This window comes from Limnohabitans sp., from assembly GCF_044373035.1.
GTDB lineage: Bacteria > Pseudomonadota > Gammaproteobacteria > Burkholderiales > Burkholderiaceae_C > Limnohabitans_A.
Genome location: NZ_JBILQU010000079.1, coordinates 1 through 13,019 on the forward strand (window position 1 = coordinate 1; position 13,019 = coordinate 13,019).

The following is a 13,019-nucleotide window of genomic DNA, read 5'->3' on the forward strand; positions in this document are numbered from 1 at the left end:
AAAATGTTGCGTGAAACCCTGCGTGCTGTGGTCTCTGAGCCTGCGGCGGCTTCAGCGCCTGTGCCTGTTGGGGATGGCTTTCCGCCAGACAGCGACGAATGATTCACCACGCAAGCCATTGGCTTGCGGTCATGAATGGCAAAAAGCCCCTGACACGTGAGTGTCAGGGGCCTTTGGATGGGTGACTGGCAGCAGCAAAACTGCAGGGCCTGCGGTCAAGCCTTGGCGTGGTACTGGGTCACGCGCTCAACTTCGTTTTTAGAGCCCAGGATCACGCTCACCCGCTCGTGCAGCTGGCTCGGTTGCAGGTCCAAAATGCGTTGCTTGCCATTGGTTGAGGCACCACCTGCTTGCTCCATCAGCCAGCTCATGGGGTTGGCTTCATAAAGCAGGCGCAGCTTGCCGGGTTTGTGGGGTTCGCGCTTGTCCCAGGGGTACATGAAGACGCCGCCACGGGTCAGGATGCGGTGCACGTCGGCCACCATGCTGGCGATCCAGCGCATATTGAAGTCCTTGCCGCGCGGGCCTTCCTTGCCTTGAAGACATTCGTCGATGTAGCGGCGCACGGGCTCGTCCCAGTGGCGCATGTTGCTCATGTTGATAGCGAACTCTTGGGTGTCGGCGGGCACATGCACATTTTCTTGCGTGAGCACAAATGAGCCTTGCTCGCGGTCCAAGGTGAACATGGCCACACCATCGCCCACTGTCAGCACCAGCGTGGTTTGCGGGCCGTACACGCAGTAGCCAGCTGCCACTTGCTGTTTGCCGGGTTGCAAAAAGTCTTGTTCGGTGACGCCCTGCTCACCCTCCGTCTTTTTGAGCACACTGAAGATGGTGCCGATGCTGACGTTGACGTCGATGTTGGACGAGCCGTCCAGTGGATCAAACAGCAGCAGGTATTCCCCCTGCGGGTAGCGGTTGGGTACCAGGTAGATGCTGTCCATCTCTTCGGAGGCCATGGCCGCGAGGTGCCCGCCCCATTCGTTGGCTTCGAGCAGCACCTCGTTGGCAATGATGTCGAGCTTTTTTTGCACTTCGCCTTGTACGTTTTCGCTTTCGGCCGTGCCCAGCACACCGCCCAAAGCGCCTTTGTTGACAGCGTGGCTGATGCTTTTGCAAGCCCGGGCCACCACTTCGAGCAGCAAGCGCAAGTCGGCTGGGATGTGGCCTTTGTCGCGTTGCTGTTCTACCAGGTAACGGGACAGGGAAATTTTGCTGCTCATGTTCATTCCTTGGGTTCGTGCGTCGAAGTCAGGAGGTGCACTTCAAGCCGCACTCAGGGCGCGGCTGATCACTTCGCGCACATCGTTCGACAGGTCGGCTTTGGCGGCCACGCGCTCGATGGCGACTTGGGCCGCGCTGCGGTAGGGCTCTGCCAGGCGGCTCCAGCGGTCCATGGCGCGGGCCAGGCGTGCTGCAACCTGCGGGTTGATGGCATCGAGCGCCAGCACCTGCTCGCTCCAATACACATAGCCTGCCGCATCGGCGCGGTGAAAACCTGCCGGGTTGGCGCTGCAGTAGCTGAAGATCAGACTGCGCGCGCGGTTGGGGTTACGCAGGCTGAAGTCGGCATGTTGCATGAGCTGACGCACACGTGGCAACACGTCGCCAGCACGGTCGGGCGCACCGGCTTGCAGGGCGAACCATTTGTCGATGACCAGGGCTTCGTGTTGGAACATTTTGTGGAACAAGGCCAAAGCATCTTGCACCAAGGCATGGCCGCTCACCACCAGTGCCGACAAGGCGTTGAAGCGGTCGGTCATGTTGCCCGCGTCCTTGAACTGCTGGAAAACGCGGCTGGGCGTGACGGCGTCACCGCTGTGCACAGCAGCCACGCACAACATGTTCATGGACAGGCCTGCCAAGGCACGGCGGCCGTTGGATTGGGCGTCGGGTGTGTAGGTGCCGTTGTGCTTGTGCGCGTCCCAGGCCCATTGCCAGTCGGCCTGCAAGACCGTGGCCAGTTTCAGGCGCATGCTCTCGCGCAGCGCATGCACGCGTTGCGGGTCCACCACGTCCAGCTGGTCGGCAATGTAGTTCTCGGACGGCAGCGTCAGCGCCAGGTCTTTGAAAGCCGCGTCCAGTTCGGGGTGGCGCAACACATTGCGCAAGGCCGCGAGCAAGGCGTCGGACAGCACAGGCTGGCCCGTCATGTCCTTGTTTTGCTGAATGGCAGCGAGCGCGCTTTGCAGCATCAGGCGCTGGCCAGCTTCCCATTGGTTGAAGGGGTCACTGTCGTGGGCCAACAAGATGAGCAGGTCGGCCGCGGACAAACCGTCTTCCAGCACCACTGGGGCGCTGAAACCGCGCAGCAAGGAGGGCACGGGTTCGCTGTCGATGTTGGCAAAGGTGAAGCTGGCGCTCTCTTCGGTCAGCACCAGGGTTTGCTGCAGGACGCTGTCGTTGGCGCCAGCCAACTGCAAGGGCAGGGCAGCGCCATCTCGGCTGAGCAAGCCCAGAGTGACTGGAACCACAAAAGGTTTTTTTTCGGTTTGGTCAGGTGTCGCTGGGCAGCTTTGGCGCAGGGTCAGGGTGTAGCTGCGTTCGTCAGCGTTGTAGTCACCGCTCGCTTGCAGGCGGGGGGTACCTGCTTGGCTGTACCAATTCTTGAAAGCGCTCAGGTTCTGGGTCAGCGCCGAGCCGGGGTTGGCGTCGGCAATGGCTTGCGCAAAGTCGTCGCAGGTCACGGCTTGGCCATCGTGGCGCTCAAAGTAGAGCTTCATGCCTTTGGCAAATCCATCGCGGCCCAGGCTGTCAGCGGGGGTGGCCACCAGCGTTTGCATCATGCGAACGACTTCCGAGCCTTTTTCGTAGATGGTGACGGTGTAAAAGTTGTTGATCTCGACATAGCTGTCTGGCCGCACCGGGTGGGCCATGGGGCCGGCGTCTTCGGCAAACTGCACCGTGCGCAGCACGCGCACGTCTTCGATGCGCTTGACGGCGCGGGCGCTGGCCTCGCCCGCCATGTCCTGGCTGAATTCCTGGTCGCGAAATACCGTCAGGCCCTCTTTGAGCGAGAGCTGAAACCAGTCGCGGCAGGTGATGCGGTTACCCGTCCAGTTGTGGAAATACTCGTGGCCGACAACACTTTCGATGTTGCCGAAATCCATGTCGGTGGCGGTGTTCGGGTTGGCCAGCACGTACTTGGTGTTGAAGATGTTCAGGCCCTTGTTTTCCATCGCGCCCATGTTGAAGTCGCTGGTGGCGACGATCATGAAGCGTTCCAGATCGAGCGGCAGGCCAAAGCGGGCTTCGTCCCAGGCCACGCTGGCCATGAGGGAGTTCATCGCGTGTTCGGTCTTGTCCAGATCGCCGGGGCGCACAAACACTTGCAGCAAGTGCTCTTTGCCGCTGCGGCTGACGATGCGTTGCTCTCGTGCGACCAGCTGACCGGCCACCAGGGCAAACAGGTAGCAGGGCTTTTTGTGCGGGTCGACCCACTTGGCAAAGTGCCGCCCATCGTCCAGCGCGCCTTGCTCAACCAGGTTGCCGTTGGACAGCAGCACCGGGTATTTGGCTTTGTCAGCGCGCAGCGTGGCGGTGTAGCTGGCCATCACGTCCGGGCGGTCCAGGAAGTAGGTGATGCGGCGGAAGCCCTCGGCTTCGCATTGGGTAAAAAACGAATCGTTGCTGACGTAAAGACCCATCAGTTGGGTGTTTTTCTCGGGGTTGCAGGTGGTGAAGATTTCCAACTCGAAAGGCTCGTGGCCTTCGGGCAAGTTCTCCAACACCAGTTGGTTGCCGTCCATCTTGAACGAGGTGCCACCGCCGTTGACCAGCACACGCGACAGGTTGAGGTCTTCGCCATCCAGACGCAGGGCTTGTGCCGCCACGTCGGGGTTGCGGCGCAGGCGAATTTTGCTCAGCACGCGGGTTTTCGCTGGGTCCAGATCAAAGGTCAGATCGACCGTGTCGATCCAAAACGCCGGGGCGGCATAAGCTTCCCGGTGAATCGCAGTGGGTTGTCCTTCACGCATCACTAACTCCGTTTTTGTTGAGGTCTGAGCAGCTCAGAGGCCTTGTTTCAGTGAGGCTTCGATGAACGCATCGAGGTCGCCATCGAGCACCTTTTGGGTGGCCGAAATTTCGACGTTGGTGCGCAAATCCTTGATGCGGCTGTTGTCCAGCACGTAGCTGCGGATCTGGTGACCCCAGCCCACATCGGTCTTGGTGTCTTCCAGCTTTTGCTGCTCTTCGAGGCGTTTGCGCATCTCAAAGTCGTACAGGCGTGAGCGCAGGCGTTGCCAAGCCACATCGCGGTTGCTGTGCTGACTGCGGCCGTCTTGACACTGCACCACGATGCCCGTGGGAATGTGCGTCAGGCGCACCGCTGAGTCGGTTTTGTTGATGTGTTGACCGCCCGCGCCGCTGGCACGGAAGGTGTCGGTGCGCACGTCAGATGGGTTGATGTTGATCTCAATCGAGTCGTCGATTTCGGGATACACAAACAACGAGGCAAACGACGTGTGGCGGCCGCCCGATGAGTCGAAGGGGCTCTTGCGCACCAAACGGTGCACGCCGGTTTCGGTGCGCAGCAGACCAAAAGCGTATTCGCCTTCGATCTTGATGGTCGCGCCCTTGATGCCTGCGGTGTCACCCGGGGTTTCGTCTTCCACGGTGGCCTTGAAGCCCTTGCGTTCGGCGTACTTGGTGTACTGGCGCAGCAGCATGCTGGCCCAGTCGCAGGCTTCGGTGCCACCGGCACCGGCCTGAATGTCAACAAAGCAGTTGAGCGGGTCGGCCTCATGGCGGAACATGCGGCGAAATTCAAGGTCTTCCACCAGCGCGGTCAATTTGGCGGCTTCGACTTCGATGGTCAACAGGCCATCGTCATCGCCTTCTTCCTTGCTCATTTCAAAGAGCTCAAGGTTGTCGGCCAGCTCGCTGGTCAGGTTGGTGATGGTCACCACCACGCCGTCGAGGGCTTTTTTCTCTTTGCCCAGTTCCTGGGCTTTTTTGGGGTCGTTCCAGACCGTGGGATCTTCGAGCGATGCGTTGACGGTTCTCAGCCGTTCAGATTTGGCATCGTAGTCAAAGATACCCCCGTAACTCGTGGGTACGAGCGGTCAGGTCTGTGAGGGATGTGCCGATTTGGTTGATGCGTTCTGCGTCCATGGGGAAAATGTCCGGTTCGGTAAACGGAGCATTTTCTCATGAGATGGCGTGGCGCATGCCCCCGTCAGCGCTTAAAACTGCCGCCCGTAAGAAAACATCAGGCCGGCGCTGCCCAGAAATTTGAGCTGAACCGAGTCGTGCTGTGTCAACTTGTAGCCCAAGGAAGGGATGATGGCCGGATTGAACCCCTTGTAATTGAGGGGCACCTTGCCCTCGTAAGGGGCCACGTAGCCGTAAATCAGGCCAGCCGTGACTTTGGCGAACAGTTCTGGAACGCCCATGAGCTTGTTGTACTGCAGACCCGCGTAAACATACAGCGAAGGCTGCCCAAAAGAGTTGCTGAAAAAGCTGATGCCGCACAAACGGTCGCCGGGCAGTTGCTCGTCAATCGCCACCAAGACCACTTGTTTGTGCTCATTGCTTGGAGTCCAGTGGCGGGTGTAAGGGGAAAACGTGATCTCACCCCGATGTGCAGGTTCTGGTGCCCCTTTGACCGACAAAAAATCTGGGCAAAAGCGGTTGCTGGTTTGTGCTTGTGCCAAAGACGCGCAAGCCGACAAACATGCCATCAGAAAAAAACGGGAAATGTGCGTGGCCTGCATGTTGGATCAACATCAAAAAAGGCCGATTCTAGGGCTTTTCATTGACAGAATTTTTCAATCAGACGTGCCAGAGTTTCGGGTTGGTCGTGTTGCAGCATGTGACCTGCATCCTGAATGACCGTTTTCTCCAGGTGGGGCACCGCTTGTAGGCGCTCATGGTACTGGGCCAGGGTGTAACGGCCTTTCCACCACTGGCCAAGCGAGTCGTCTGCCGCCTCCACGGCCAGCACGGGGGCGCTGATGCGGCGGTACATTTCCAGCGCCTCGTCGACGTGGTAAATGTAGGGGTTGATGACCTTGTGCGCCGAGTCCCCCAGGATGCGCCACTGTCCATCGGGGCCGGGGCTGGCCCAGTGTTGGGCCAGCCAGCCGGCCTTGTCCTGGCTCAGACGGCGGTTGGTTTTCATCAGGCGCGCTGCAACGCCCACTGCATCGGCATAGGGTTTGAGGTCGTTGCTGCCTGCACGCTGCGCCTTGAGTTCGTCCAGCCACTGGGCCATGCGCGTGGGCGCTTGGCTCGTTTGGGTGGCGGGCATGCCAAAACCTTCCAGATTGACCAGACGGCGAATCCGCTCGGGCCGGGTCCCCGCATACATCATGACCACGTTGCCGCCCATGCTGTGGCCCACCAAGTCGATGCTCTGACCGGGGTAAAGCGTGTCCAGCAGCGCATCCAGATCGGCCAGGTAGTCGGGGAACCAATAACTGTCAGTGGCGGGTGTTTCGGTCAGTCCATAGCCGCGCCAGTCCAAGGCGATGATGGGGCGCTGGCTGACAAAGGACTCGCTGAACGCGTCCACCATGAACTGCCAGGAGGCGGCCACATCCATCCAGCCATGCGCCAGCACCAGCGGCGTGGTGCCGGGTGTGGGCGTGCCCCATTGGCGGACATGATAACGACAGCCGCGCAGCGGCACCCAGAGACTTTGTGAGGGGCGTAAAACTTGGTACATACTTTCGATCATAAGGAGAGACACCGTGAACATCAGTCGCCACCAGGACCGGCCAATCGCCCCCCCGGAACCCTTCGGCTCGCAGCCTTCCCCAGCAGCCAAGCAGCCGACCCGAAGTCGGGCCGCTGACCGCTATGCGGCCATCCACCAGAGTTTTGGCTGGAAAGTGCCCAAGCGCTTCAACATGGCACAGGCCTGTTGCGGGCAATGGGCAGCGCAAGCGGCCACGGCCAAGCGCCAGGCCGTGCGCGAGCACGTGGCAGGGCAGGGCCCGGGGCGCAGCTGGACCTTCGGGCAGCTGCAGCAAGACGCCAATCGGCTGAGCCGGGTGCTGCGTTCTCACGGCGTGCAGCGTGGTGACCGCGTGGCCATCGTCATGCCCCAGCGCTATGAGACGGCGGTGGCCTACATGGCCGTGCTGCAGATGGGTGCGGTGGCCATGCCTTTGTCGATGCTGTTTGGCCCCGAGGCCTTGTCATTTCGCATCAACGACAGCCAAGCGTGCGTGGCGGTGTGCGATGAGTCCACCGTGCAGGCCTTGCTGCAAGCCAGAGCCGATTGCCCCGGTTTGCAGACGCTGTTGGGGGTGGGCGAAGCGGGCACCTTGGCCGATCTGGACCTGAACCAAGCCATGGCAGCCAGCGCGAGCACGTTCAAACCCGTGTCCACTTGGGCTGAAGACCCGGCGGTGCTGATTTACACCAGCGGCACCACCGGCAACCCCAAGGGTGCGCTCATCCCTCACCGGGCAATGATCGGTAATCTGACGGGCTTTGTGTGCAGCCAAAATTGGTTTGGCTTTGACCCTTTCAAGGCAGAAAAGCCCTCGAAAGCCGTGTTCTGGTCGCCTGCCGACTGGGCCTGGACGGGCGGGCTGATGGACGCCTTGCTGCCGAGCCTCTACTTTGGCCGGCCCATCGTGGCCTTCAATGGGCGGTTTTCGCCCGAAGCGGCCTTCGAGATTTTGCAAAGCCACGGCGTGACACACACCTTTTTGTTCCCCACCGCGCTCAAAGCCATGATGAAGGCCGTGCCCGAGGTGAAGGGGCGTTACAACCTGAAGCTGCAAGCCATGATGAGCGCGGGCGAGGCGGTGGGTGACGCGGTGTTTGGCTATTGCCAGCAACAGTTGGGCGTCACGGTGAACGAGATGTTCGGCCAGACCGAAATCAATTACGTGGTGGGCAACTGCGCCCGCTTGTGGCCTGCCAAGCCCGGCAGCATGGGCAAAGGGTATCCAGGGCACCAGGTGGCGGTCATCGACGATGCGGGGCAGTTGTGCCCGCCCGGCACGCCCGGCGAAGTGGCGGTGAACCGCTTCGATGTGCACCGCCAACCGGACCCGGTTTTCTTTTTGGGCTACTGGAACAACGACAAGGCCACGAAGGCCAAATACACCGGCAACTGGTGCCGCACAGGCGACATGGCCGTTTGCGACGAGGACGGCTACCTCTGGTACCAAGGGCGTACCGACGACATGTTCAAGGCGGCGGGTTACCGCATTGGCCCGGGTGAGATTGAAAACTGTTTGGTCAAGCACCCCGCCGTTGCCAACGCCGCTGTGGTGCCCAAGCCCGACAAAGACCGTGGAGCACTGGTCAAAGCCTATGTGGTCATGTCGCCCGACTGGCAAGGCCGCAGGCCCACTGGGCCAGGGCAGACGGCTTTTGACGACGAGGTGCGTCGCGAACTGCAAGCCCATGTGCGCGGTTTGCTCGCCCCTTATGAATACCCCAAAGAGATCGAATTCATCGACCAGTTGCCCATGACCACCACCGGCAAGGTGCAGCGCCGCGTGCTGCGCCTGCAAGAAGAGGCGCGTGATGAGAAGCGCATTGAGCCTTGAGGGTGTGCCCGAGCAAATGCACGTTCAACGCATCACCCAATACGCCCAACATGCCAAAATCAGTTTTTTAAGTCGCAGCCAAAGACAAGCCCATGAAAAAAGTACAACTTGGTCAATCCGACCTGCACGTCACGCCCATTTGTCTTGGCACCATGACCTTTGGCCAGCAAGTGAGCGAAGAGGGGGCTCACGCCATCCTTGACCACTCTTTGGCCGCTGGCATCAATTTCATTGACACCGCTGAGATGTATGCCGTACCCGCCACGGCCGACACCTGTGGTCTGACCGAAACCTATATTGGTCACTGGTTTGCCAAAAACCCCGGCGTGCGCCAAAAGCTGGTGCTGGCAACCAAGGTGGCGGGCCCCTCACGCAGCATGCCTTGGGTGCGCGAAGGCACGGGCATGACGGCACAAGACATCCTGACCTCCTGCGAAGGCAGTTTGCGTCGCCTGCAGACCGACGTGATCGACCTGTACCAGATCCATTGGCCCGAGCGCCATGTGCCGGTGTTTGGCCTGAGCTATTTCGATCCGAGCCAAGACAAGCCCCTCACCCCGATTCACGAGCAACTGGAGGCCCTGTCCAAATTGGTCAAGGCGGGCAAAGTGCGTTACGTCGGCCTGTCCAACGAAACACCCTATGGTGTGCACGAGTTTGTGCGCCTGGCCGAGCAGCATGGTCTGCCGCGCGTGGCCACCATTCAAAACCCGTATTGCCTGGTGAACCGCACGTACGACAACGCGCTGGACGAAACTTGCTACCGGCTGAACGTGTCCATGCTGGCTTACTCGCCACTGGGCTTTGGATTGCTCACGGGCAAATACGACCAAACTGGTTTTGAAGACCAAGGTGCGCCCAATGGCCGTTTGTCCCGCTACGAGTCGGTGCGCAAGCAGCGCTGGGGCCGCCCTGAGGCCTTGGCGGCAGCGCGCCGGTACAACCAGTTGGCTCGTGACCACGGCCTGACACCCACGCAGATGGCGCTGGCCTTTTGTTACCACCGCTGGAACGTGACCAGCACCATCATCGGCGTGACCTCGGTGGCCCAGCTGGACGAAGATCTGGCCGCTTGGTCGGTGCAACTCTCGCCCGAGGTGCTCGAGGCGATTGACCAGATCCGCTGGGAAATCCGCGACCCGGCGTTGTGATGCAGGACCATGGGCAAAAAAGACAAAGTCAGTGAGACCCCCGCCACGGCGCTCTTGCGTCAGCACGGGGTGAGCTTCACCGAACACCCCTACGACTACCTGGAGCATGGCGGTGCCCAGCACAGCGCGCAGGAGCTGGGCATGGACCCGTTTGCCGTGGTCAAGACCCTGATCATGCAAGACCAGGACGCCAAGCCCTTGGTGGTGTTGATGCACGGCAACCGCAAGGTGTCGACCAAAAACCTGGCGCGTCAGATCGGCTTGAAGTCGGTCGAGCCTTGTGCGCCCGAGGTGGCCAACCGCCACAGCGGCTACTTGGTGGGCGGCACCTCGCCTTTTGCCACCCGTCGGAACATGCCGGTTTACATCGAAGAAAGCATCTTGGCCCTGCCGCGCATTTGCATCAATGGCGGCAGGCGCGGTTACATGGTGGGCATCGACCCCCAAGTGTGTGTGCAAATGCTGCAAGCCAAGGCGGTGAACTGCGCGCTGGCAGAATGACGCCCTTACAAGAACAAGGAAGATGTTGATGGACCTTTGGATTCAAGGGGTTGTGGTGCTGGCCAGTTACCTGCTGGGCTCGCTCAGCTTTGCGGTGATCGTCAGCCGCCTGATGGGCCTGAACGACCCGCGCAGCTACGGCAGCAAAAACCCGGGAGCGACCAATGTGCTGCGCTCGGGCAGCAAAAAAGCGGCCATCCTGACCTTGCTGCTGGACGCCTTCAAAGGCTGGTTGCCGGTGGCACTGGTGCTGGCCTATGGCCCCGAACACGGTGCGGGCGCTGGTTTGGCCGCGCTGGCCGGGTTGGCCGCCTTTTTGGGGCACCTGTACCCGGTATTTTTTGGCTTTGCTGGGGGCAAGGGCGTGGCCACGGCAGTGGGTGTCGTGGTGGGCGTCAACGGCAGCTTGGCGCTGGCGGTGGTGCTCAGCTTTGCCATCGTGCTGTTTTTCTCGCGCTACGTGTCCTTGGCCTCGATGGTGGCTGCGGTGTTTGCGCCTGTTTTTTACCTGTTCGGCGATAGGGTGGCCTGGCAAGCGTCTTCGCCCGAAGTGTTGAGCCTGGCGGTCATGGCCTTGCTGCTGGTCTGGCGGCACCGAGAAAACATCCACCGCCTGATGGCGGGCACCGAGTCACAACTGGGAAAGAAAAAAGCATGAGCCAAGACATTCAACGCATGCATGTGGGGGCTCGCTTAAGCGAGGCGGCTATTTTCGGCGGCGCGGTGTACCTCGCGGGCATGGTGCCCGAGTGCGAGGCCACCGACATCCGCAGCCAAACGGTCGATGTGCTGCAGCAGATCGATCGGCGGTTGGCAGAAGCGGGCAGCGACAAAACCCGCATCCTGCGCACCCAGATTTTCCTCCGAGATATCGCCAACATCGCCGCCATGAACGAGGTGTGGGATGCGTGGGTGGTGGCAGGCAGTGCGCCGCCGCGTGTCACGGTTCAGGCAGCGCTGGCCAATCCGGTTTATTTGATCGAGGTGGTGGTCACGGCGGCGGTCAAGCCCTGACGCATCAGGCTTTTTCAGGCCAAAAAAATGGGCATCTCTTGATGCCCATGATTCGTTTTGGTCAGCCCAGCAACATCACATGCGCTCAAAAATCGCCGCAATGCCCTGACCGCCACCGATGCACATGGTCACCAGTGCGTAGCGGCCATTCACGCGTTGCAGTTCGTACAGGGCCTTCACCGTGATCAGTGCGCCAGTGGCGCCAATCGGGTGGCCCAGCGAAATGCCCGAGCCGTTCGGGTTGACTTTGGCAGGGTCCAGACCCAGTTCGCGCGTCACGGCGCAGGCCTGCGCGGCAAAGGCTTCGTTGGCCTCGATCACGTCCAGGTCATTGACGGTCAGGCCAGTCTTTTTGAGCACGGCAAGAGTGGCCGAGATCGGACCCACCCCCATGATCTTGGGGTCCAGACCGGTGTGGGCATAACCGACCAAGCGGGCCATGGGCTTGGCACCACGGGCCTTGGCGGCGCCGGCTTCCATCAGCACCAGGGCAGCAGCCGCGTCGTTGATGCCCGAGGCGTTGCCCGCGGTCACGGTGCCGTTTTCCTTGACGAAGACGGGCTTGAGTTTGGCCATGTCTTCAGGCTTGCAACCGGGGCGAAAATGCTCGTCGGTGGCGTAGGCCACGTCACCTTTTTTGCTTTTCAGCGTGACCGGCATGATCTGGTCCTTGAAGCGGCCTTCCAGGGTGGCGCGCTCGGCGCGGTTGTGGCTTTCCAGGGCCAGCGCGTCTTGCATTTCGCGGGTGATGCCGTATTTGGCTGCCACGTTTTCAGCCGTCACGCCCATATGAATGTTATGGAAAGGGTCGTGCAGGGCACCGACCATCATGTCGATCATCTTGGTGTCGCCCATGCGTGCGCCAAAGCGGGTGGCCAGGCTGGCGTAAGGCGCGCGGCTCATGTTTTCTGCACCGCCGCCGATGGCGATGTCACAGTCGCCCAGCAAGATGGACTGGCTGGCGCTGACGATGGCCTGCAGGCCCGAGCCGCAAAGGCGGTTCACGTTGAACGCGGGCGTGCCTTCGGCGCAGCCACCGTGGATGGCTGCCACGCGCGACAAATACATGTCTTTGGGTTCGGTGTTGACCACATGGCCAAACACCACATGGCCGACGTCTTGGCCTGAGGTGCCCGCACGGGACAGGGCTTCGCGCACGACTTGCGCGGCCAGCTCGGTGGGGGCAATGTCCTTCAGGCTGCCGCCAAAGGTACCAATGGCGGTGCGCACACCGCTGACAACAACAACTTCACGGCTCATGGGAGTGTCTCCAGAATTGAAAAAACGGCAAAAAACAAAATGGTTGAACCCGGGCAGTGTCAGGGCCAAGAACTACAGCGACCTGACAAGCCCAAGGCCGCTTAACCCGCAACGCTCAGCCCCGCACGTCCGCCACGGGCTTGTCACCGAAGTCGGGCCGAGCCAAGTAGCCCAGCACCTGGGAGGCAGCTTGGGCGGGCGAGCTGAGTTGGCCTTGCGCTTTGAGTTGCAAAAACTTCGATTGGTCCGGAAACGCCTCGCGAGCTGAGTTGGCCTTGCGCTTTGAGTTGCAAAAACTTCGATTGGTCCGGAAACGCCTCGCCTGCTGAACCACGCATCTGCACCTGCATGTCGGTGTCGATCACGCCAGGGGCGAGCGAGCAGACTTTGGCACCATTGGCGTGCAGGGCTTCGTCCAGCGCCAGGCAGCGGGTGAAATGGTCCATGCCAGCTTTGGCAGCGCAATAGCCCGCTTGCGAGGCCATGGGGTAACGGCCCAAGCCCGATGAAATGTTGAGCACTTTGCGGGGCAGGAGCCAGCTTTCTGTGGCCCCCAAGAACGCAGCAGTCAAGGCCA

Annotated in this window: 11 protein-coding genes and 1 pseudogene; 5 read left to right on the forward strand and 7 right to left on the reverse strand. The window is 60.8% G+C overall.

What is annotated here, in order from left to right; all coding sequences use genetic code 11:
* Window positions 1-215: 215 nt before the first annotated feature.
* The 5 genes from ACIQ47_RS11530 to ACIQ47_RS11550 form a co-directional block, all read right to left on the reverse strand.
* On the reverse strand, window positions 216-1,223 hold the full coding sequence (locus tag ACIQ47_RS11530) for a class 1 fructose-bisphosphatase (protein ID WP_396438255.1): 1,008 nt from the start codon (window positions 1,221-1,223) through the stop codon (window positions 216-218).
* 42 nt (window positions 1,224-1,265) lie between these two features.
* On the reverse strand, window positions 1,266-3,977 hold the full coding sequence (gene pepN, locus ACIQ47_RS11535; RefSeq protein ID WP_396438256.1) for an aminopeptidase N: 2,712 nt from the start codon (window positions 3,975-3,977) through the stop codon (window positions 1,266-1,268).
* A 33-nt stretch (window positions 3,978-4,010) separates the two neighbouring features.
* Window positions 4,011-5,115 (reverse strand): peptide chain release factor 2 gene (gene prfB / locus ACIQ47_RS11540; RefSeq protein WP_396438257.1). Its coding sequence is split into 2 segments (ribosomal slippage): window positions 4,011-5,033 and window positions 5,035-5,115, totalling 1,104 coding nucleotides; the frame shifts between segments, so codons are not numbered across the junction.
* Between the two features lie 71 nt (window positions 5,116-5,186).
* Window positions 5,187-5,717: a hypothetical protein gene (locus ACIQ47_RS11545; RefSeq protein WP_396438258.1), complete on the reverse strand. Its 531-nt coding sequence runs from the start codon at window positions 5,715-5,717 to the stop codon at window positions 5,187-5,189.
* A 38-nt stretch (window positions 5,718-5,755) separates the two neighbouring features.
* Window positions 5,756-6,670: an alpha/beta fold hydrolase gene (locus tag ACIQ47_RS11550; protein ID WP_396438259.1), complete on the reverse strand. Its 915-nt coding sequence runs from the start codon at window positions 6,668-6,670 to the stop codon at window positions 5,756-5,758.
* Window positions 6,671-6,812: 142 nt separating this feature from the next.
* On the opposite strand from ACIQ47_RS11550, the gene ACIQ47_RS11555 reads away from it, so the two are divergent.
* From ACIQ47_RS11555 to ACIQ47_RS11575, 5 genes are all read left to right on the forward strand, one after another.
* Entirely contained in the window at window positions 6,813-8,516 is a 1,704-nt protein-coding gene (locus tag ACIQ47_RS11555) for an acyl-CoA synthetase (RefSeq protein WP_396428756.1), read from the forward strand.
* Between the two features lie 92 nt (window positions 8,517-8,608).
* Window positions 8,609-9,667: an aldo/keto reductase gene (locus tag ACIQ47_RS11560; RefSeq protein ID WP_396438260.1), complete on the forward strand. Its 1,059-nt coding sequence runs from the start codon at window positions 8,609-8,611 to the stop codon at window positions 9,665-9,667.
* A gap of 9 nt (window positions 9,668-9,676) precedes the next feature.
* Window positions 9,677-10,168, forward strand: coding sequence for an aminoacyl-tRNA deacylase (locus ACIQ47_RS11565; protein WP_396438261.1), 492 nt, complete (start codon window positions 9,677-9,679; stop codon window positions 10,166-10,168).
* A gap of 28 nt (window positions 10,169-10,196) precedes the next feature.
* The gene (gene plsY, locus ACIQ47_RS11570; RefSeq protein WP_396438262.1) at window positions 10,197-10,826 is read left to right on the forward strand and encodes a glycerol-3-phosphate 1-O-acyltransferase PlsY; all 630 of its coding nucleotides are present in this window, start codon (window positions 10,197-10,199) and stop codon (window positions 10,824-10,826) included.
* Window positions 10,823-11,182: a RidA family protein gene (locus tag ACIQ47_RS11575; protein ID WP_396438263.1), complete on the forward strand. Its 360-nt coding sequence runs from the start codon at window positions 10,823-10,825 to the stop codon at window positions 11,180-11,182. The genes plsY and ACIQ47_RS11575 overlap by 4 nt, the downstream gene beginning before the upstream one ends.
* Window positions 11,183-11,257: 75 nt before the next feature.
* On the opposite strand, the gene bktB is transcribed toward ACIQ47_RS11575, so the two are convergent.
* The gene (gene bktB / locus ACIQ47_RS11580) at window positions 11,258-12,442 is read right to left on the reverse strand and encodes a beta-ketothiolase BktB (RefSeq protein WP_396438264.1); all 1,185 of its coding nucleotides are present in this window, start codon (window positions 12,440-12,442) and stop codon (window positions 11,258-11,260) included.
* Between the two features lie 115 nt (window positions 12,443-12,557).
* Window positions 12,558-13,019: pseudogene (locus ACIQ47_RS11585) on the reverse strand (SDR family NAD(P)-dependent oxidoreductase); the annotation flags it as partial.